Source organism: Bacillus cereus (assembly GCF_007678085.1).
Classification (GTDB): domain Bacteria; phylum Bacillota; class Bacilli; order Bacillales; family Bacillaceae_G; genus Bacillus_A; species Bacillus_A cereus_BE.
Map to the genome: position 1 here is coordinate 517,268 of NZ_VEDW01000003.1, position 21,579 is coordinate 538,846.

A 21,579-nucleotide genomic window follows, 5' to 3' on the forward strand; every position below is an offset into this window, starting at 1 on the left:
GTAATCTCCATTTGTTAGCCTGCCCCCCGGACAGAATATCTGCCCGGGGGGCAAGCTAGAAAGCTTCGTTGTTACTTTTTAGTTGCTGTAAACTTCAATTTCTTGTTTATCTTGACGGAAGTTATACTTCACATCTAAAGCATGTGCAACAATTAGTTCTTGCTCAGCTTTATGAGCGAATGGATCGCCACCAGATGGGCTAGAGCGATCTGGGCGTCCAATGTAACCTGTTTTCACTTTATCTCCAGCAAGTTCAAACAGAATTGGAGCCATGTAATGCCATGCACCCATATTACGAGGTTCTTCTTGAACCCAAATAATTTCTTCTAAGTTTTTAAAGCGTTTAATAATAGATTGAACTTTCTCAGCAGGGAATGGGTACAGCTGTTCAATACGAACGACATGAACTTCATCTAAGTTGTATTCATGTTTACCAGACTCAATTTCTGCAGCTAAGTCAATCGCCATTTTACCTGTGCTTAAAACAAGACGTTTTACTTTGTTTGGTTTTGTGCCAAGGTTTTCTTGTTCTAGAGCAGGCTGGAAACGTCCTTCGCTTAACTGACTAGCAGTTGAAAGCGTAAGTGGGTGACGTAATAAACTCTTCGGCGTCATCAGTACTAATGGTCGAACAGCTTCTGTTCCTAAGATAGATGCTTGACGACGTAAAAGATGGAAGTATTGTGCCGCGCTCGTTAAGTTTGCAACTGTCCAGTTATTCTCAGCAGCTAACTGTAAGAATCGCTCTGGACGTGCACTAGAGTGCTCTGGTCCTTGACCTTCATAACCGTGTGGTAATAGAAGGACTAAACCAGATTTTTGACCCCATTTTGCTCTTCCAGCTGAAACATATTGATCAAATAATGACTGCGCAGTATTTGAGAAGTCACCATATTGCGCTTCCCACATTACAAGCGTTTCTGGAGCGAATACGTTATAACCATACTCGTAACCAACAACAGCAGCTTCTGATAACGGACTGTTATGAACAGAGAATGAAGCGTTAATGTTTGGTAAGCGATGCAATGGTGAATATGTTTCATTTGTATCAGTATCGTGTAATACGATATGACGGTGCGCGAATGTACCACGCTGTGAATCTTGACCAGTTAAACGAATTGGCGTACCTTCTTGTAAAATAGAAGCGAATGCTAATGACTCAGCAAGTGCCCATTCAATTTTACCATTCTCTTCAAGAGCATCTTTACGGCGCTCAAGAATTTTCTTTACTTTCGGGTATACGTTAAAGCCTTCTGGCCAAGATAGTAGACCTTCATTAATTGCACGAAGTGAGTCGATCTCAACACCAGTATCAATTGGCTGAATCCCTTTTGCAACAACATCTGGCACTTTAACATGAATTGTTGCATCGCTCGTATCAGCTGGTGGTACTTGTGCATAATCAGATTTTAATTGCTCTTGTATAAACTGAGTAATTGTTTCAACCTCATCTGCATTTAGAACACCAGCAGCTTGTAATTGATCTGCATAAATCGCTCTTACAGTTGGGTGATTTTTAATCTTTTTGTACACTTGTGGTTGCGTAACTGCTGGGTCATCCATTTCGTTATGACCGTAGCGGCGGTAACCGATTAAATCGATTAAGAAATCTTTTTTGAACAATGTACGATATTGAATCGCAAGGTTAGCAGCAGCAAGACAAGCTTCGGGATCATCAGCATTCACGTGAACAATCGGAATATCGAAACCTTTTGCAAGGTCGCTTGAATATTTCGTAGAACGAGAATCATAGCTATCAGTCGTAAAACCAACTGCATTGTTTGCGATAACATGAATTGTTCCGCCCGTTTGGTACGCGTTCAATCTGCTTAAGTTCAACGTTTCAGATACAATACCTTGACCAGGGAATGCAGCATCACCATGAACTAAAATGACGAATGATTTTGAAGTATCTTGTTCTGGAAGACCAGATTTTTTACGATTCTCTTGAGCCGCACGTGCGAAACCTTCCACAACAGGGTTAACGAACTCAAGGTGACTTGGGTTATTTGCTAATGTAACACGCGTGCTCACTTCTTCGTTACTAACGACTTGTTCTCTACCTAAATGGTATTTTACGTCGCCAGTCCAGCCAGAATTAGCCACTGCGCCTTCTATTTTTGCATGTTTGAACTCAGCAAACATGTGACTATATGGTTTTTCTAATACGTGTGCAAGTACGCTTAGACGACCGCGGTGAGCCATACCAATCATGACATCCTCTACGCCGCTTTTTGCACCTTCTAGAACAATTTCATCTAGAACAGGTACAAGCATATCAACGCCCTCGATAGAGAAACGCTTTTGCCCAACGAATGTTTTATGCAAGAATTGCTCGAAACCTTCAACAGCTGTTAAACGTTTTAAAAGAGCAGTTCGTTTTTTATTTGATAGTGGTTGACGCAATGAATTTGATTCCACCATTTGATGCAACCACGCGCGTTCTTCACTATCTTGTATATGAGAAAATTCATAAGCTAAAGATTTTGTATAAACGTCTTTTAATCTATGAATTACATCAAGTGCAGTGTGAATACCTTCTGGTGCATCTTGCCATACTGTTTTTGCTGGAATCGCTTTCAAGTCAGCATCGCTTAGTTCGTTCATTGCTTTCTCAAGAAGAGATTGTCCATTTGCAGCATCTTCCATCGGGTTGATGTGAGCCAACGTATGCCCGAAAGAACGAATCTGTTCAACAAGTTGAACGACTTTAAGAATTTTTTCAATGTTCCCTGTGTTTTGAGGAGAAAAATGTGTTGCTGTGTTGTCCCCTGTTACGACATCATCTTGAAACGAAGGAGCTCCAAAAATTTCAAAAAGCTCTTGTAATTCCGGATCAACAGAACCTGCTCCAGTTACGTAAAGATCATACTGTTCAATCACATAACCAAGGTTCGGACCGTGGAACTTGGCCCAAGGGTTTGTCGTTGTATTCTTCCTCGTCATTTGTTTAAACCTCCCAATGCATATAATCCTTTTCCTTACAAAAGGTGCATTTTGCTCTTTTCAATAATTGATGAATCAATAATCAATGTAAATGTTTTCTTTACTCTTATGTTATTACAATAATTTACATAATACCAAACACTATTACTTATCTGTTTTGTAAAAAAACATTCACAATAACTTATCACCCAAGTTAATCTTTCATGTTATAAAGTAATTTTACAGAAAAATGGGGTGGATATATTTGGTATACCTATACGGATAACTAAAATTGTTGCATGTAAATATAAGTATAATAGTTAGAATGTTTCGATAAAAATGAGTTCGAATTATGTATATTGAAATAATAAGCGCTTTCATTGATATTATACAACAATATAACGGAATATAGTATAAAAAATAAAAAATTATGAATTTATCGTAAACTTTATTTAGATAGTGTTAAATATTGAAAGGAAAGTGAAGGATTTCTACAAAAAAAGTTGCTAAACATAAAAAATGCTTCATAAACAGTTAGTTTCTATAAATATGACGAAAAACACCGTAAAACCAATAACGTATTTCGTGGAATAAAGAGATAAATGAAATATTTTAAAAGGATAAAACAAATATGAAGATATTAAATTTTAAAAAAAGAGAGCAAGAGATATAGTAACGATTATTTACAGTGTTCCGCGTTTCATTTCAAAATAGACGTGCTGAAAATGAAAAAGTTTCTTCTATATAAATAGAACGAAAAATAAACAAAATGAATGTAAAGGAAGCTTGACGTAAAGTTTGCTTTACATATATACTCGGTATAAGGGAGGAGGGAGAAATTTCCTTGGAAAATAAAATGGTCGAATACCGAAAAAAATTTGGACTATCTCAAGAAAAATTGGCTGAGAAACTTGGAGTTTCCAGACAAACCATCATTTCAATTGAAAAGGGAAAATACGATCCATCACTTCCGTTAGCATTTGAAATCGCGAAAACATTTCAGACAATGATAGAACATGTATTTATTTACGAAGGAAAAGAAGGGGAGGAATCGGAATGAATTATTCACAAAAGTACTTTGTAATTATGGGAATTATTTTTCTAATCATGAGTGGATTTATGATATTAACAGGTATAATGACGCATTCTGCACCACCACCAGCAACTTATCCATTACTTGGTATGATGATTATGTGTTTTTGCTTAAGTTATTTACACCCACAATTTAAAGAAAAAGATGAGCGAATGAAACTCATTCGTTATAAAGGAATGTTCGTGACCTTTTTTGCCTTAATAGCATATTATCTTCTTTTCTCTTTCGGCTTAAACTTAAAAATACTTACACTATCTGCTACTGAACTATTGAACATACTAATGGCACTTACGATGAGTACAGTTTTTATCTCATTTGTTGTTTTGTCGAAAAGATATTAAGATGGAAGAGAGAAAGGAAGATTAACATATGCAAATGATGTATGCTTTTGGCATTGGGCTTGTATTATTTTTAGCTGTATTTTTACTTATTCGTAAAGACGTTCAAGGCGGGACGTTAACGAAACGAGGCTTTTATAAAATGATCGGCTGTTTAGTTGTTATGTTTATAGCGATTATCGTAATGATCGTTTTAATAAATCAGTCACTATAGAATGAACCTTACTTGAGTAAGGTTTTTCTTTTTGTTATAAAATCCGAAAATCCCTACGATATCCATTTACTACATATAATGGATATTATATAATTTAATAAAATGATAGATAGGGAGCATACTATATGAATAAAAAAACTATCTTCTTTTTATTAACATGTCTACTACTTATAGCTAGTATTACTTATATAATATGTAACAAACGAGAACAAGTGCCACCTATGTTAGTATGGGAGGGGCAGGAATACTATGTAACGCATGAACCTGCCAAAGCAGAAGAAGTCGGGCAAAGGCTAGGAGAAGTAACAAAGAAAATTGAAACAAGTAAAAAGCCTACTAAAAACAGTGAATCCAACACATTACAAGAAAAAACAGAAGTATTTACAATGATAGAAGAAAAAAATCCTCACTCACCTTTAATGATAAAGGAGCCTTATAGTGACGAATATAGAGTAGTAAGACCGATGTTACATGTACTATAAAGTGAAAAGGAGACTCATATGCAGACAGTAACTTCATATCCATGGTCGTTAAGATAAATGTTTGTTTTTTTCCTTTGCTTCATCCTTACGCCAATCGGTGCAATTTATCCCGCATTAACGGGCAGTAAGAACCCCCTGTATAGTGATAATAAAGTTATTGAATTTTGACTAAAAAAGATAAGAGCCTTACTACATTCTATATGCAGCAAGGCTCTTTAAAGTTGTTTCAAATTATATCCATCTGCTTATGTAATGCTTAAAAAATGAATAATAAAGTTGTTTACTTCTTATTAAACTAACGCCCCCTTAGTTTAAGTGTAACTCTTCACAATTATTTGATATTATATAGATAAATAGAAATATAAATCAGAATTTAGTTTATAGTTATAAAAATAAGTTATTTATACCCTTATAATTCTTCAGAAAGGAGAGTGTATGAAAAAGACTATTGTTTTTGTATTAACGATATCTATATTATTCTCAGGATTCGCAACACAAAGTTATGCGTTGTCAGATTCGAAATCTGTGGCAATACAAGCATTGCTAGATGATGCCTGTCGTACGTCAGGTGTGCCTGGAATGTCACTCTCAATACTTGCTGATGGTGAAGTGTTCTACTTTTCTTCTGGGTATGCAGATCTTGAAAAGGGACTGTCTGCAAGTGAAAATACACTCTATGAGTTGGCCTCGGTGAGTAAAGCTTTTACTGGTATGGGGATTTTGCTATTGGAAGAGCAAGGGCTGCTATCAATGACTGACCCTATCCAAAAATATTTACCTTGGTTTACGTTAAAGTATCAAGGTAAACCTGTTGATATGCAAAACCTTACACTAAATAACTTTCTTCACCATACCAGCGGCCTAACAAATATTAGACATCTTCAAAATATTCCACAAGGTAATACGCCTGATATGTTGCAAAAGACTGTGGAAACGCTGGTAGATGCAGAATTGGCGTTCTCTCCTGGTGAACAATATAACTATGGAACCGTTAATTATGACGTATTGGGTTTGGTTATTGAGATTGTATCACGACAAAGCTATGAAGACTTTATGAAGGAGCAGGTATTTCTACCCTTAGGTCTTTACCAGACGTATGTTTATAAAGAAGATGCTCAAGCCACTGGACGGTTAGCACAGGGTTACCGTTCTTCCTTTTTTATAACAACTCCATTTAACGCTCCGTATTATACTGGGAATAAACCTGCCGGCTATATCATTTCTAATACAAAAGATATGGCGCGTTGGATGGGCATACAGATGGGTATCGTGCAGGACATACCCGAAATATTTCACAGGGCCATCGAAAAATCACATAGGGGTGATATGTCTGTTTCGGCTGTCAATGATATGTATTATGCGGCAGGTTGGTCGGTAAACGTCGAACAAACGTTTATAGAACACACTGGGGGTAATCCAAATTTTAGTACCAAAGTAGCCATACTGCCAAATGAAAGAACAGCCATCTGCTTACTGAGCAACGGCGCAAATACCAATATAAACCTGGTACTACAAGTTAAAAATATATTAAACGGCAATCTAACTCAGTCATATGAGATAAGTGGCACACAGCTTTTGGACATCATTTTGTCGTCTACCACAATTATTCTTTGCCTATTAGCCGTTCTGTTATTTTTCTTAGGATTAAGAAAAAGGAAAACGAATGAGCAGCAGCCAATGACAAAAAAGAGAACAATCGTAACAATTATTTTCCTAATCGCTACGATTGCCCAGTGTATAATGTTTTTTGCCTTCGATTGGTCAACGATACTTATTTGGCAAACATATAGTGTTCTTACAGCTTTAATTTCGTCAACATTATTAACAGCAAGCATTACTTGGTTTGTATATACTCACCGATTAGATGCCTCGGTCCGAAAATAAGTACAATGTTAAGTAAATAAATCTTAATTTATCGATATCCTTAATTTAAAAAACAGAAGACACCTCGTTGTCTTCTGTAATGTCATCGACACTTCTCCTAGTTAAACCCACTTGCTATTTCTTCCACTAACCTGCCTCGTTAGTAGAAGAAGGATTTTTAAACTACTATATTATTTTTTAAATGACTTTATTGTAAATTAAACAACTTTATTATCTTTGTACACCCCCACCTCAAAATTCAGGGGAAACAAAGAAGTTAGGTGGGGGATCAACTGCCCGTAAAAGCCCGATTGGTTCAACTAATAATCAGTGGGGGATGAACAAAACCCTACTGATTAAAGTTTCACTTTATATTTTGATGAATAGAGAAGCACTACAAAAGAGAGATTTTATTGTATATGTATCATTTGCTACTATTAATATATCGCTTTGGTTATCGCTTAGGATCTTTGATTGGAGTATTTGGATGGTAGCGGGGCATTATGTACTTGGAGCAATTGTTATTGTTTTTTCGAATATGGATAAGAGATAAGCCAGCAACCTTGAAGGTGTTGGTTTTTATTTTGCTATTTATACGGATTGATTGAAGGTGCCTTGTAGGAATACTACAAGGTTCTTTATCTTTTGGGAATGAATAGAAAATGAATCATATAAATGCTATACTAAAAAATGTTTGTAATGTCAGTTTCATACTATTATATAGTGATGACTTACTAGAAAAGATAAGAGGAGAATGAGCATGCAAAAGATAAAGAGATTATTGCTGTTAATGATGGTAGTAGGATTAACAGTAGGAGTTTTAGCAGGGTGTGCAAATCCGAAAGATACGACAGAAGAATTTTTAACTGCGATACAAAAAGGTGATGCAGAAAAGGCACGTACATTTGTTGAGAGTGACAAGGAATTTAATAAACTAAATGAAAAAACAGATGATGCTGAGGCAAAAGCAATGCTGAGTGCAATTACGAAAAACTTTAAATTTGAAAAGCCAGAAGAAGTATCGAAAAAAGATGACACAGCAGAAGTGAAAGTGAAAATTACATCTGCTGATCTATCCGTTGCTGTAACAAAAGCAGTGGGAGAAGTTATGCCAATGGCCTTCGCTAGCGCTTTTAGCGAAGACAAAGAGCAATCTGAAAAAGCAATCGAAAAAACGATGACATCAGCAATCGTCAAACACTTATCAGATAAAGATGCAATCATGGCAACTCGCGAAGTTACATTGAACTTAAAGAAAAACAAAGATGGTGACTATAAAATCGTTGCAGATGATAACTTGAAAGAAGTATTGTTTGCCAATGCGAAGTCTTTGGAGAAGATGTTTGGTGGGAAGTAACTAGCTTAGATAAAAAAGAGAAACCATATCACGTAGGAGGGTGATATGGTTTCTCTTTTTTATGACCCCGGAGAGGCTCGAACTCACTATCTCCACCAACACTCTTTCATGATTATAGCAGATGATAGGGGATGAAAGTTGTTGTAGCTCCGTTCCATAGAGATACTATACAGGAAACAGTTGATAGGCATACCTCTTTAGTTTTATTTAGAAAGATTGAATAGGGATAGGTCTACGTATCTAATAGTAGATACTTATAGTAGAAATAATTTCGTAGAATGGGACTAGATGATATTACTGAGTTAGCGCGAATGCATAAGTTATAAATTCAAGTGCCGAAAGGGTAACTTTGAGGAGAAAAAGACTTCGAAGTTTTAAGATTATATAAAATATTCATAGTTGCGAAAACTCTATTGTGGTAAAATATTCTATATAAATATTTAAAAGGGGAATGGATATGGGGGATATAAAAGTTACTCCTGAACAGTTGCGAAAAGTGGCAGGAACTATTAGATCAACTATCACGAATGCAACTGTAACACAGGAGAGACTAAAACGAGATATTGATATGATTTCTAGTAATTGGTTGGGCTCAACCTATATGAAATTTAATACGGATTTCCGTGATTCATCCTTTAAGATGGCACAATTTATAATCATATTAGAGCCACTTGAGAAGTTTCTTCTTGATTCTGCTAATAAATTTGAACAAGTAGATAACATGGATGTTGCTATTGCACTAGCCTCCAGTATTTTAACTGGGAAACCTTTTAAAGGGGATTATGAGGTATTAAAGGGGGATTTTAAATTTGCGGAAGGTGACCATACGGGATTCAAAGCAGAAGGGTCACTAATAGAAGGAGAGTATGAAATATCTCAGGGGAACAAACTTGCATTTAAAGGTGGGTCAGGTTCTCTTGAAGTTAGTATTCCAAAGGATGAGAAGATATTAATCGGTGATGTTGCAGGCGGGGGGCTGGTTGGAATTAAAGCTGGCGGTTCTTTTTTTGAGAGTTCGATTCAAAAAGAAATGTCTAATGATTATGTAGGACAAGCAACAGTGACACAAAAATATGGAGATGTATCAGGTGTTGCTGGAATAGATGAGTACACTTTGAAATTGGGGGCGGAAGTTACAGTAAATAAATATGAACTTTTATTGGAAAAAATTGATGTTCCAAATATTATCCCGTTTTTTGAAGATCATGACTTAACAGTTCGCCTAGAGTATGGATTTGGTACAGCTGGGGCAAAAATACACCTTGGTCAAGAGATGGGTGCATACTTTGGGAAAAGTCATGGTGGGGGATTTTTTGCTAAGTTTGAGAAGAAGGATGAGGAGTAGTAAAGTGATGAAGATTCCGAAAATTATAATGGTAATAATAGTTGTAATTTCAATCGCTGTCGGGCTGATGGGGCCATATTCAATAAAGGAAAAGATTGTATATACATTTGGTGTGGTCTTTTGGGGAGCAATGGCGATAGGAGCAATTAATTTAATGGAGTATATTAAAAGGAGAATGAGTAAATGAAACTTTTACCAATCGGAACAGTAGTTAAGCTAGAAGAGATAGAACAATTTGTTATGATTATTGGAAGAATGGTTGTATCAGCAGATAAACGTGATTTTGATTACGTGGGTGTTCCTTATCCAGTAGGCTATCTAGGTGATGAAAAAGTATTATGTTTTAATCATGAAAAGGTTGTAGAGGAAATGCATAGAGGGTATATGACTGAGAGTGAATTGGTTCTACGTGAGAAATTAGTAGAATTGTAAAAAGAAACATAAATCTTAAAGATATGATAGGAGAAACAAAATGGGGAAGATAATGAGAATTATTGTAATTATTGGTATCCTTATTCCTCCAGCGTTAATGTGGAGTGCACCTGACATTCCTCTAAATGTTAAACTTCTTTTTACAGGTTTACAACTAACTGTAGGATTCATCGCAGTAGTAGTGTTAGAGGTAATATTTAGAAATCGAAAAAAGAAGAGGGCAAAATAGATATAAAATGTATAGACTGGCAGATAAGAATATTGGTGGTTAATCTTCTCAATAAAAGAAGCTAACAGAAGCAGGGAGAAATCCTTGCTTTATTTTTTGTATAGAATTACTAAGTAGAGTATCGTTAAATTAGGATATCTGAGGGGGATAGGGATCTGAGTTAAATAAACGGTAGTCTTAAGAGTTATCTAACTGATTTCAACGAGTGTAAAAACTATAATTTTAATTACTATACAAATTTAAGTAGCATTTTCTTTTCAGTCATTTCTCAGTTTTATGGAAACAAAAAAGAGGACTACTTATGGTGTCTGATAGAGATCACCACAAGTTTAGCTTGTGAGAATACTCTATCAAGCCTTGATACTATTAGGTTTTATGACCCCGGAGAGGCTCGAACTCACGACCTCCACCCTGTCAAGGTGGCGCTCTCCCTGCTGAGCTACGGGATCTTCAAAAATGTGTATGTAACAGCATCTTTAATCTGTATGCTAAAGTAATTATATAAAATTAACTGAAATTTTACAATATTATATATTAAATTTGAAGGGAAAGTAGTTGGAATGGCGCTAGTCGTGTATTAAGGAATATATAAGTAGAGAATGTAATGAAAAGTGAGTTCGAATAAAGCAGTTATATTATTTTTTTCTATACCAATCTAAAGGACCCTCATCACTTAAATCAACAAGAAAAGGGAGTAAGAAATGTAAAGGTAAGCTTATAAATTCCGGCATAGCGCTCAATGTTTTCTTTGATAGATATTGTCTCCCAAAACAATACGGGCAATCTTTTTCAAATGTCACGAGTATCGACCATACATCTTTTGCTTTCCACTTCGTTTTACAATACGTACAACGCGCCATAGAGTTCCTCCTCATGTTAAGCTTTCTTCTAGTATATTCCATTCTATTGTACGAAAGTCATTTGTATTTGGTGTGATAAAATATAAGTTATTTTATTTTTATGTGAATGTATTTAGTAATTTATGATCATTTACATATCGTTTGATGTTTTTGCAGGATGATAGATTTTCAGTTTCAATATGCAAATTGGCCAATATATCCTTTTTACAATTTACTTAAAATCATGTATAACAGAGATACAAGATTATTTTACCCCGCATTAACGGGCAGTAAGACCCCACTCAAAATTCAGCAAAGCAAAGAAGTTAGGTGGGGGATCAACTGCCCGTAAAAGCCCGATTGGTTCAACTAATAATCCGTGGGGGACGAAGCCCCCCCACGGATTAAAGTTTCACTTTATAAATATTCAGAAGTAGAGGGAGAATTATTGTAATGGTAAGGAAAACGTTCAAGATGCGCGTATCTAGAAATAGAACGATTTCGATTAATGGCTCGATTCTTGATGTGGATGTTACACATGATGAGTTTTTACAAGAGTTTGTTGAGTGGGTCGATTCTAAAGGTTGGTCGTTTATGGGGATGACAGATGAGATTACACCTGAGGAAGCTAGTCAAAATCTAATAGATTCATTGATTGATGAGAAGGATAAGAAAGAGTAATTCCTTCTTATTTTTTGTTGTATATTTATGTTATTTATCGTAAAAGTATGATATAGTAAAAAACAGTAAATATTCTTCCAATTTAATACAAATTACATATAGATTGGTAGATTCAGTTTTTAAGCTGTGAGAGTATAGTGAAAAGGGAGAGTCATATGGTAAATTTTAAGAAAATTTTGGCTTTTATTACCGTTATTTGTTTATTTTTTTTGACACCTATGACGTTACGTGCTGAGACGAATATTGGAGTGAATCCAGAACAAGTGGCACCACCACCTAAGGAAGGGCCAAATGTTTTTAGTCAGTTTGCAACTGCGATTGATGCGAAAACAGGAGATGTTTTGTACGACAAAAACGCACATCATCGCGCATTTCCGGCGAGTATGACGAAGGTGTTAACAGCAATTTTACTTATGGAGCATACGAAGCCAGAGGATCAATTTACGTTTTCACAATTAGCATTAGATCAAGAGAAGAGTAATTATCAAATTGAGTTTCAACCTGGTGAGACGATTAATAGAAATACAGCGCTTATGATTTTAATGGTGCTGAGTGCGAATGATGTGTCGTATGCAATTGCGGAGCGCATTGGCGGAAGTGTTGAGAATTTCGCTCATATGATGAATGAGAAGGCGAAGCAATTAGGTGCTACAGATAGTCACTTTGTAACGCCAAATGGATTGCATGATCCAAACCATTATACGACGCCGTATGATATGGCTATGATTACGAGAGGTGTACAAAAGTATCCTGAGATTTTACAAGCGATGAATACGAAAAGGACGACGGTTACGACATCTAGCCAGACGGTTTCTATTTTTAATAAGTCTACTTATTTTGAAAATCCATATAGCATTGGTGGTAAGACGGGTTTTACAAATGAAGCACGCAATACACTCGTTTTATTAAATGAGAAGGATGGGAATCGTATTATAAATGTAGTAATGGCTTCTCAAAGACCTGAAATTTATGAAGATTTGAAGCAGATGGCGGAATATTCTTTTGGTCAATTTGTGAAGCAAACTGTACTAGATAAACATAGTTGGCATCAAAAGACAACGTATTTAAATAAAGATATTGATAGTGAACTGGAGCAAAGTGCAGAACTTATGCTTAAGAAAGATGAAGGAAAAAATGTGAGGACGATTTTCCGTGCGGCTTCATTAGATAAAGATTCTTTGTATCATAAAGGAATTCATCGTGGTGAAGTAGTTGGTGCAGTGGATATTACGAAAAACAATCAAACAATTGCGACGATAAATGTTCTTTCTAAAGAAGATGTTACTTTTGCGATGCCTAAAAAAGATACGGCTACGCCTGAAGTAAGCGAATCAAATATGAAAATAATAAGCATTGGAATAGGCGCAGCTGTATTATTTGGAGCCATTCTATTTCTAGTGCTACGCCGAAATACAACAGGAATGAAATCAGAAGAAAAATAAATTATTAGTTAAAAGGCTGTGAAGAGACTTTGTCACAGTCTTTTTTTATATACAAAATAACTAATAATTGTAAATTTTCTTATTGCATTTCTGTGTTGTTCGTTATATTATTTACTTGTGTTCTCGTTAAAGAACGATAGTGAATATTGCATACTTCAAATAATATAAAACAACGGAGAGGGAGAGAAACGATGAAATTAATTTGGAAGGTGATTAGCAACGTTATCTCATTTGTTTTATTTGCATTGATGATTTGCTTAGCTTTTGTAGTTATTTCTTCAAAAGCGAGCGGTGGGGATCCAACAGTGATGGGATATCAATTTAAATCAGTGTTATCAGGATCGATGGAACCGACATTTTTAACAGGATCAATCATTGCGATAGAGCCGACGAAAGATGGTTCTAAATATCAAAAAGGCGATGTTATTACTTTTAAAGAGAAAGATGAAAAAATTATCACTCACCGTATTATCGGTGTGAAAGATACAAATGGAAAAGTAATGTATGAAACAAAAGGGGATAACAACAACGGCCCTGATTTAGAACCAGTACTTGCGGAGAATGTCATTGGGAAATATGCGGATATTACAGTTCCTTATGCAGGATATGCATTAAATTATGCGAATTCAAAAGCTGGAGCTGCGTTGCTTCTTATTATTCCAGGGATCTTTTTACTAGGCTATTCCGCGATTTCTATTTTTAGTGCTATTCGTAGCATTGACGGAGAAAAGAAAGAGAAAAAAGTAGAACAATCCGTCTAGTTCGTTTGGTTATACTTTCCTTTTAGGAAGTTAACAAATATATATATTAAGGGGATATGGACATGACTTTAAAGAAAAAATTAGGGATGGGTATCGCATCAGCTGTATTAGGAGCGGCATTAGTTGGCGGAGGAACATTTGCATACTTTAGCGATAAAGAAGTGTCAAATAATACATTTGCGTCTGGTACGCTTGATTTAGCATTAAATCCATCAACAGTTGTTAATGTATCGAATTTAAAACCTGGTGATACAGTTGAAAAAGAATTTAAATTAGAAAATAAAGGGACATTAGATATTAAAAAAGTACTACTAAAAACAGATTACAATGTAGAAGATGTGAAGAAAGATAATAAAGATGATTTTGGTAAACATATTAAAGTAACATTCTTAAAAAATGTAGACAAGCATGAAACAATCGTAAAAGAAACAACGCTAGATAAATTGAAGGGTGATACACTTACTGCGGTAAATAACGATTTAGCTGCTTGGTTCTGGGATGAAAAAGGTATTTCAGCAGGTAAATCTGATAAATTCAAAGTGAAATTTGAATTCGTTGATAATAAAAAAGATCAAAATGAATTCCAAGGCGATAAGTTACAATTAACTTGGACGTTTGATGCACAGCAAGGCGATGGTGAAACAAAATAATAAGGACAACAAAAAGAGACTATCAAAAATGATAGTCTCCTTTTCTGTTAAAAGGGAAATGTAAAAAGAAACATAATTTCTTATATCATTTTATAATTCCCTTTATTATAATAAAGGTATAGTTCTTGATAAAGAACAAGTTGTTCGATAGGAGAGATTAAAATGCTGAAGCCACCTAGCAATTTCAAAAAGATGCTTATATTGCCATGTTTGTGTTCTATTACTTTTTATTTAGGCTCTCAAATGATGACTTATACAGAAGCAGCTTTCGTTCATGAAACGAAAGTAACGGCTACAATTTCTACAGCAAGTATTTTTCCAAAAACAGTTGATCAATTAACAGAACAAGCTAAGCAACATAAGGAAGTTATTTTACGTGAGTATGAAGAGATGAAATCAAAAGTAACTGTCACTTCCACTCAAGAGTTAGAACAGGCGCTTGTTACGTGGAAGCAAGGGCGTGAGAAAATAGTTGCGGAAAGAGAATTGTTACAAAAAGTATATGTATCAATAGAAACCCCTTATAATCAAGTACAAGAAGAGTTAAAAAGTAATACAACCGAATCGAATAAGCAAGTATTCTCGTATGTGAATGCTGGCTTCCATATAGTGAAAGACAATTGTGAGTATGTTGATAAAGAGGTAAGGTTACAGGTGATTGATAAACAAATTCAAGATTTTGAGAAATTACTAGTAGAGGAAACGGCAAAACAAGTGAGTGAAAGTAAGAAGCAAGAAGAAGCGAAAAAACTAGAAGAGAGTAAGAAGCAAGAAGAAGCGAAAAAACTAGAAGAGAGTAAGAAGCAAGAAGAAGCGAAAAAACTAGAAGAGAAGAAACAAGAAGAGGCGAAAAAGTTGGAAGAGAAGAAGAAACAAGAAGAACAGAAAAATAAAGATAGCAAGTAAAATACAGCAACATTTCAGAGCGAATAGAGGTTATAAAGCTGAATAGGCAAGAGAGCATTGCGCCTCACCTATTCAGCTTGTTTTCTTTATTTCTCAATATTTTTTTGAAAATTTAAAATAGTATTGAGAAATAAAAATAACTGAAAATACTAATAAAAAAATGTTGTATTTATATAGTGTTGTTCGTTATAATGAACTTAAGGTTTTTAAAAGAGAACGAATGTTAGCGAAGCTAATATAGTTTTCTTTATGTTCCTTATTGAAAAATAAGGGGTAAAAATATAAAAAACAGCTAGGGGGAATTGATTGTGAGTCTGAAAAAGAAATTAGGTATGGGAGTTGCATCAGCGGCACTGGGGTTATCTTTAATTGGTGGAGGAACATTCGCTTACTTTAGTGATAAAGAAGTATCGAACAATACATTTGCAGCTGGGACGTTAGATCTTACATTAGACCCTAAAACGCTTGTAGATATTAAAGATTTAAAACCAGGGGATTCTATTAAGAAAGAGTTCTTATTAAAGAATAGCGGTTCATTAACAATTAAAGATGTTAAACTAGCGACAAAGTATACTGTACAAGATGCAAAAGGTGATAATGCTGGTGAAGACTTTGGTAAGCACGTTAAAGTGAAATTCCTTTGGAACTGGGATAAACAAAGTGAGCCTGTATATGAAACAACTTTAGCAGACTTACAAAAAACTGACCCAGATCTTTTAGCTAAAGACATCTTTGCTCCTGAGTGGGGAGAAAAGGGTGGATTAGAAGCTGGTACAGAGGATTATTTATGGGTACAATTTGAATTTGTAGATGATGGAAAAGACCAAAATATCTTCCAAGGTGATTCATTGAATTTAGAATGGACATTCAATGCTAACCAAGAAGCTGGAGAAGAAAAATAATAAAAAAGCGGGTATCCCCCGCTTTTTTTTATAAAGAAAAAAGAAGTGCCGATTGTAAGCACTTCTTTCTATTTATTATTTTTGATCTTGCTTCCATTTTGTAAATTCAAGAAATTCACGAAATTGTTCTTTGGAGACGCCGGAGCTCATCGCATCTTTAACGAGTTGTGTCCATTCGGAGTCTAAGTGATTTTCCTTTGTTGTTTCATCATGAAGTAGAGTGTCAACTGGAATTTGTAGAACTGCTGCGATCTTTTCAAGAAACTGAATGGAAGGGTTTTTTTGTAAATTTCGTTCTATAGAACTAATGTAAGATTTAGCAACACCGGCTTTTTCGGCAAGTTCAGTTAATGAAATACCTTTTTGTAAACGCAGGCGTTTTATACGTTCTCCAATCATATTTGCGCACCTTTCTATCAATATGTCGTCGTCTTATGATGTCATTATTATAACATAAACTTCTTTAAAAAGAACAAACCTATTGAGCCTGGCTTGATGGTTTCGTACGTTGGAAAAAATGTTCGATATCTTGTAGAGCGATACCAGCGTCTAGAGCTTCAAGTATTAAATCAATCCATTCTTGATCCAATGCGTCAGTCTTATCTTTGTACAAATGTAATTCCTCCCTAATTATCGGTCATAACTGCTGCTACAGAATACGTGATAATGCAATCGGATTTTGTATTTTTATGTAGTGAATTATCAAATATTTTGTAGATAAAACAAAGATAAAATCCCCATTAAATTCCCTCTATGGCGATTATAAAGTTTTTGACAAATATTTTCAATATTTTCAGAAAACATTGTTGAATTGTGATATGCTCGTATGCTAACTATGGAATTTTTACAAATATATTAAAAACATTACATAATATGACTAAATATTGAAAAAATATTGAATTTTTAATAAAATTCAATTTGTAATACATATTATTTATTAGGGGAGGAAATAAGGGATGAACAAGAAACCGTTCAAAGTTTTGTCATCAATCGCTTTGACAGCTGTATTAGGTCTTTCATTGGGAGCGGGTGGTCAGTCTGCATATGCTGAAACGCCTGTGAATAAGACAGCTACTAGCCCAGTTGATGATCATTTAATTCCAGAAGAACGTTTAGCAGATGCGCTAAAAAAACGTGGGGTAATTGATTCGAAGGCTTCAGAGAAAGAAACAAAGAAAGCTGTCGAACAATACGTAGAGAACAAAAAGGGTGAAAATCCTGGGAAAGAAGTATCAAATGGGGACCCACTTACGAAAGAAGCATCTGACTTTTTAAAGAAAGTGAAAGATGCGAAAGCAGACACGAAAGAAAAGTTAGATAAACCTGCAACAGGAACACCTGCAGCGACAGGACCAGTTAGGGGTGGTCTAAATGGTAAAGTACCAACATCTCCAGCGAAGGAAAAAGCATACAACGGTGATGTTCGTAAAGATAAAGTACTCGTTTTACTTGTAGAGTACGCTGACTTTAAACATAACAATATCGATAAAGAGCCTGGCTATATGTATTCGGAAGACTTTAACAAAGAACATTATGAAAAAATGTTATTCGGTGATGAGCCATTCGCATTAGAGGATGGAAGCAAAATCGAAACGTTTAAACAATATTACGAAGAGCAATCTGGTGGTAGTTATACAGTAGACGGAACAGTTACAAAATGGTTAACAGTTCCTGGTAAAGCTGCTGATTACGGTGCAGATGCTGCTACAGGGCATGATAATAAAGGACCAAAAGGACCACGTGATTTAGTAAAAGATGCATTAAAAGCAGCTGTAGATAGCGGTATTGATTTATCTGAGTTTGATCAGTTCGATCAATACGATGTAAATGGTGATGGAAATCAAAAACAACCGGACGGTTTAATCGATCACTTAATGATCATTCATGCAGGTGTTGGACAAGAAGCGGGCGGTGGTAAATTAGGTGACGATGCAATTTGGTCACACCGTTGGACAGTTGGACCAAAACCATTCCCAATTGAAGGTACACAAGCGAAAGTTCCATATTGGGGCGGAAAGATCGCAGCATTCGACTACACAATTGAACCAGAAGATGGCGCGGTTGGTGTATTCGCGCATGAATACGGTCATGATTTAGGTCTTCCAGATGAGTATGATACAGACTATACCGGTCATGGTGAGCCAATTCAAGCTTGGTCTGTTATGAGTGGCGGAAGTTGGGCTGGTAAGATTGCAGGAACAACGCCAACGAGTTTCTCACCACAAAATAAAGAGTTTTTCCAAAAAACAATTGGTGGTAACTGGGCGAATATCGTAGAAGTAGATTACGAGAAATTAAATAAAGGTATCGGTCTAGCGACATATTTAGACCAAAGTGTTACGAAATCTAACCGACCAGGTATGATTCGTGTAAACTTACCTGATAAAGATATAAAAACGATTGCTCCAGCGTTTGGTAAGCAGTATTACTACAGCACAAAAGGTGACAATCTGCATACAACGTTAGAAACACCATTGTTCGATTTAACGAATGCAACGAATGCGAAATTTGATTTCAAATCGTTATATGAAATCGAAGCGGAGTATGATTTCCTTGAAGTACATGCTGTAACAGAAGATGGTCAAAAAACGCTAATTGAAAAACTTGGTGAGAAAGCAAATAGTGGAAATGCTGATTCGACAAATGGAAAATGGATTGATAAATCATATGATTTAAGCCAATTCAAAGGTAAGAAAGTAAAATTAACATTTGAGTACATTACAGATGGTGGCTTAGCATTAAACGGTTTCTTACTTGATAATGCTTCATTAACAGTAGATGGTAAAGTAGTATTCTCTGATGATGCAGAAGGTACACCACAATTTAAATTAGATGGTTTTGCAGTTTCTAACGGAACTGAGAAGAAAAAACATAACTACTATGTAGAGTGGAGAAATCATACTGGATCAGATAGCGCATTGAAATTTGCTCGCGGTCCAGAATATAACTCTGGTATGGTTGTATGGTATGCAGACTCAGCTTACACAGATAACTGGGTTGGTTTACATCCAGGACATGGTTTCCTTGGTGTAGTGGATTCTCATCCAGAAGCAATTGTAGGAACTTTAAATGGTAAACCGACAATTGAAAGTAGTACACGATTCCAAATCGCTGATGCGGCGTTCTCATTCGATAAAACGCCAGCTTGGCAAGTTGTATCTCCAACGCGCGGAACGTATACGTATAATGGCTTAGCAGGCGTACCGAAGTTTGATGATTCGAAAACGTATATTAATAAACAGATTCCAGATGCAGGACGTATTTTACCGAATCTTGGCCTGAAGTTTGAAGTAGTAGGACAAGCTGATGATAATTCTGCAGGTGCTGTTCGTTTATATCGTTAATACAGTAAAACTACCGAAAGATTTTCTTTCGGTAGTTTTTTTGTGAGCAATGAATTTTATATACAAGAAGAAGTTATATATAATGTAACTTTACGAATAGGAATTTATTATATATGAAGTCTATATAAATAATGAAAGAATTGGATAAAAATAGTGGGAGAAGGTGAATGAATGAGTGTTTCTTCTATTGTAAATAAACAAAAGGCATATTTTTATAATGGCCATACGAGAAGTATAGAAGTGAGAAAGAATAATTTGAAGAAGCTTTATGAAGGCATTCAGCGTTTTGAAGAGGAAATATTTCAGGCATTGAAATTAGATTTAAATAAGTCAGTTCATGAGTCATTCACAACGGAAGTTGGATATGTATTAAAAGAAATTTCCTTTCAATTAAAGCATATTTCATCGTGGAGTAAACCGAAGCGTGTTCGAACAGCGCTCACTCATTTTGGATCAAAGGGGAAAGTCGTACCTGAACCGTACGGTGTGACACTTATTATTGCACCGTGGAACTATCCGTTTCAATTAGCAATTGCACCACTTGTAGGAGCGTTGGCAGCTGGAAATACAATCGTTTTAAAGCCGTCAGAGCTAACGCCAAACGTTTCAAAAGTGCTTACGAGAATGTTAGAGGAATTATTCCAAGAAGAGCTTGTAGCTGTAGTAGAAGGCGGTGTAGAAGAGAGTACGGAATTGTTAAAGGAACCGTTTGATTATATTTTCTTTACAGGTAGCGTTGGTGTCGGAAAAGTTGTGATGGAAGCAGCTGCGAAACGGTTGACGCCACTCACGTTAGAACTTGGCGGAAAAAGTCCGTGTATTGTACATAAAGATGCAAAAATAGACGTAACAGCAAGACGAATTGTTTGGGGGAAGTTTTTAAATGCAGGGCAAACGTGTGTAGCGCCTGATTATATGTACGTGCATGCTTCGGTGAAAGAACAGTTAATCGAGGCATTACGACACGAAATTGCAGAGCAGTATGGAAAAGAACCTTTGCAAAATGACAATTACGTGCGCATTGTGAGCGAGCGTCATTTTGAACGATTATGTCGATTTTTACAAGATGGTCAAGTTGTAATCGGCGGGAATTATAAGAAAGATACATTACATATTGAACCGACAGTAGTAACGAACATTACATGGCAAGATGCGGTTATGGAAGATGAAATTTTTGGTCCGATTTTACCAATTATAGAATACGACAACATAGAAGATGTAATTGACACAATTCAGCAACATCCAAAGCCATTAGCGTTATATGTATTTTCTGAAGATAAAGAAGTACAAAAGAAAGTGACGAGTAATATTTCATATGGCGGAGGCTGTATTAACGATGTTGTCTATCATCTTGCAACGCCATATTTACCTTTTGGGGGCGTTGGAAGTAGTGGATTAGGGAGTTATCATGGGGAAGAAAGTTTTCGGACTTTTTCACATTATAAAAGCATTTTGGCCCAATCTACGGCATTCGATATGAAAATTCGTTACTCTTCTACAAAAAGTGCTTTAAAATTCATACGAAAGTTGTTAAAATGATGATGGTGTTTATCAGTAGGCGTAGCCGTATGATAATAGCCCCTTCGCAATGGAAGGGGTTTTTCTGTTCGATGTTATGTATCATGCGAAAATGAATCAAACATACTACATAAAGAATAGAAGAGAACGCTGCTAAACAACCATTTTTGTTTGGATCGAAACAAAAAAATAGTCTATAGAACATAAATATTTATTCATGAATATAAAAATTAAAATTTAAGGTAGATAGGACGGGAA

Annotated in this window: 23 protein-coding genes and 1 tRNA gene; 19 read left to right on the forward strand and 5 right to left on the reverse strand. The window is 35.6% G+C overall.

Translation table 11 applies throughout. The annotated features are described in order from the left end of the window. Positions 1-78: 78 nt before the first annotated feature. Positions 79-2,946, reverse strand: coding sequence for a 2-oxoglutarate dehydrogenase E1 component (odhA, locus tag FS742_RS16260; protein WP_144613642.1), 2,868 nt, complete (start codon positions 2,944-2,946; stop codon positions 79-81). 823 nt (positions 2,947-3,769) lie between these two features. Here odhA and FS742_RS16265 point away from each other — a divergent pair. The 11 genes from FS742_RS16265 (at position 3,770) to FS742_RS16315 (ending at position 10,278) form a co-directional block, all read left to right on the forward strand. Next, positions 3,770-3,985: a helix-turn-helix transcriptional regulator gene (locus tag FS742_RS16265; RefSeq protein WP_144613644.1), complete on the forward strand. Its 216-nt coding sequence runs from the start codon at positions 3,770-3,772 to the stop codon at positions 3,983-3,985. After that, positions 3,982-4,359 (forward strand): permease, encoded by a 378-nt coding sequence (locus tag FS742_RS16270; protein ID WP_144613645.1) that lies wholly within the window; start codon positions 3,982-3,984, stop codon positions 4,357-4,359. The genes FS742_RS16265 and FS742_RS16270 overlap by 4 nt, the downstream gene beginning before the upstream one ends. Before the next feature lie 28 nt (positions 4,360-4,387). After that, a complete protein-coding gene (locus FS742_RS16275) occupies positions 4,388-4,570 on the forward strand; it encodes a DUF3976 domain-containing protein (protein WP_144613647.1) in 183 nt (60 codons plus the stop codon). Between the two features lie 125 nt (positions 4,571-4,695). Then, positions 4,696-5,052 (forward strand): hypothetical protein, encoded by a 357-nt coding sequence (locus FS742_RS16280; protein ID WP_144613649.1) that lies wholly within the window; start codon positions 4,696-4,698, stop codon positions 5,050-5,052. A gap of 435 nt (positions 5,053-5,487) precedes the next feature. After that, a complete protein-coding gene (locus FS742_RS16285) occupies positions 5,488-6,936 on the forward strand; it encodes a serine hydrolase domain-containing protein (RefSeq protein WP_144613650.1) in 1,449 nt (482 codons plus the stop codon). A 316-nt stretch (positions 6,937-7,252) separates the two neighbouring features. Beyond that, positions 7,253-7,468 carry a hypothetical protein gene (locus FS742_RS16290; protein WP_087984839.1) on the forward strand — a complete coding sequence of 72 codons (216 nt, stop codon included), beginning with the start codon at positions 7,253-7,255 and terminating at the stop codon, positions 7,466-7,468. A 207-nt stretch (positions 7,469-7,675) separates the two neighbouring features. Next, positions 7,676-8,272, forward strand: a complete 597-nt coding sequence (locus tag FS742_RS16295) for a hypothetical protein (protein WP_144613652.1) — start codon at positions 7,676-7,678, stop codon at positions 8,270-8,272. 457 nt (positions 8,273-8,729) lie between these two features. Next, a complete protein-coding gene (locus FS742_RS16300; RefSeq protein ID WP_186327186.1) occupies positions 8,730-9,617 on the forward strand; it encodes a WXG100 family type VII secretion target in 888 nt (295 codons plus the stop codon). Positions 9,618-9,624: 7 nt separating this feature from the next. Further along, positions 9,625-9,804: a hypothetical protein gene (locus tag FS742_RS16305; protein WP_000701191.1), complete on the forward strand. Its 180-nt coding sequence runs from the start codon at positions 9,625-9,627 to the stop codon at positions 9,802-9,804. After that, positions 9,801-10,049: a DUF4176 domain-containing protein gene (locus FS742_RS16310; RefSeq protein ID WP_000771625.1), complete on the forward strand. Its 249-nt coding sequence runs from the start codon at positions 9,801-9,803 to the stop codon at positions 10,047-10,049. Before FS742_RS16305 ends, FS742_RS16310 begins: the two co-directional genes overlap by 4 nt. Before the next feature lie 40 nt (positions 10,050-10,089). Continuing rightward, positions 10,090-10,278 (forward strand): hypothetical protein, encoded by a 189-nt coding sequence (locus tag FS742_RS16315; protein WP_078418797.1) that lies wholly within the window; start codon positions 10,090-10,092, stop codon positions 10,276-10,278. Positions 10,279-10,654: 376 nt separating this feature from the next. On the opposite strand, the gene FS742_RS16320 is transcribed toward FS742_RS16315, so the two are convergent. Then, positions 10,655-10,727 (reverse strand) — tRNA-Val (locus tag FS742_RS16320). Positions 10,728-10,913: 186 nt separating this feature from the next. Then, positions 10,914-11,138 carry a hypothetical protein gene (locus FS742_RS16325; protein WP_144613655.1) on the reverse strand — a complete coding sequence of 75 codons (225 nt, stop codon included), beginning with the start codon at positions 11,136-11,138 and terminating at the stop codon, positions 10,914-10,916. Positions 11,139-11,570: 432 nt separating this feature from the next. Here FS742_RS16325 and FS742_RS16330 point away from each other — a divergent pair, with 432 nt between their 5' ends. The 6 genes from FS742_RS16330 to calY all read left to right on the forward strand — a co-directional run bounded on the left by FS742_RS16330 (position 11,571) and on the right by calY (position 16,459). Beyond that, entirely contained in the window at positions 11,571-11,798 is a 228-nt protein-coding gene (locus FS742_RS16330) for a hypothetical protein (protein ID WP_000251865.1), read from the forward strand. A gap of 155 nt (positions 11,799-11,953) precedes the next feature. Next, positions 11,954-13,240, forward strand: a complete 1,287-nt coding sequence (locus FS742_RS16335) for a D-alanyl-D-alanine carboxypeptidase family protein (RefSeq protein ID WP_144613656.1) — start codon at positions 11,954-11,956, stop codon at positions 13,238-13,240. A gap of 191 nt (positions 13,241-13,431) precedes the next feature. Further along, positions 13,432-14,001, forward strand: coding sequence for a signal peptidase I SipW (gene sipW / locus FS742_RS16340; protein WP_098857355.1), 570 nt, complete (start codon positions 13,432-13,434; stop codon positions 13,999-14,001). 62 nt (positions 14,002-14,063) lie between these two features. Further along, on the forward strand, positions 14,064-14,651 hold the full coding sequence (locus FS742_RS16345) for a CalY family protein (RefSeq protein ID WP_000172849.1): 588 nt from the start codon (positions 14,064-14,066) through the stop codon (positions 14,649-14,651). Between the two features lie 162 nt (positions 14,652-14,813). After that, positions 14,814-15,557 (forward strand): DUF4047 domain-containing protein, encoded by a 744-nt coding sequence (locus FS742_RS16350; RefSeq protein ID WP_144613658.1) that lies wholly within the window; start codon positions 14,814-14,816, stop codon positions 15,555-15,557. 308 nt (positions 15,558-15,865) lie between these two features. Continuing rightward, complete coding sequence (gene calY, locus FS742_RS16355) at positions 15,866-16,459, forward strand: biofilm matrix protein CalY (RefSeq protein ID WP_144613659.1); 594 nt, start codon at positions 15,866-15,868, stop codon at positions 16,457-16,459. A 75-nt stretch (positions 16,460-16,534) separates the two neighbouring features. Here the strand turns inward: calY and FS742_RS16360 are convergent, their stop codons facing one another. Together FS742_RS16360 and FS742_RS16365 are read right to left on the reverse strand one after the other, a co-directional pair. Then, positions 16,535-16,858, reverse strand: coding sequence for a helix-turn-helix domain-containing protein (locus tag FS742_RS16360; RefSeq protein WP_000578882.1), 324 nt, complete (start codon positions 16,856-16,858; stop codon positions 16,535-16,537). A 79-nt stretch (positions 16,859-16,937) separates the two neighbouring features. Next, entirely contained in the window at positions 16,938-17,072 is a 135-nt protein-coding gene (locus FS742_RS16365) for an anti-repressor SinI family protein (protein WP_060630024.1), read from the reverse strand. Between the two features lie 343 nt (positions 17,073-17,415). On the opposite strand from FS742_RS16365, the gene inhA1 reads away from it, so the two are divergent. Both inhA1 and FS742_RS16375 read left to right on the forward strand, forming a co-directional pair. Further along, the gene (gene inhA1 / locus FS742_RS16370; RefSeq protein WP_144613661.1) at positions 17,416-19,803 is read left to right on the forward strand and encodes a M6 family metalloprotease immune inhibitor InhA1; all 2,388 of its coding nucleotides are present in this window, start codon (positions 17,416-17,418) and stop codon (positions 19,801-19,803) included. 171 nt (positions 19,804-19,974) lie between these two features. Continuing rightward, complete coding sequence (locus tag FS742_RS16375; protein WP_144613663.1) at positions 19,975-21,342, forward strand: aldehyde dehydrogenase; 1,368 nt, start codon at positions 19,975-19,977, stop codon at positions 21,340-21,342. Positions 21,343-21,579: the final 237 nt, after the last annotated feature.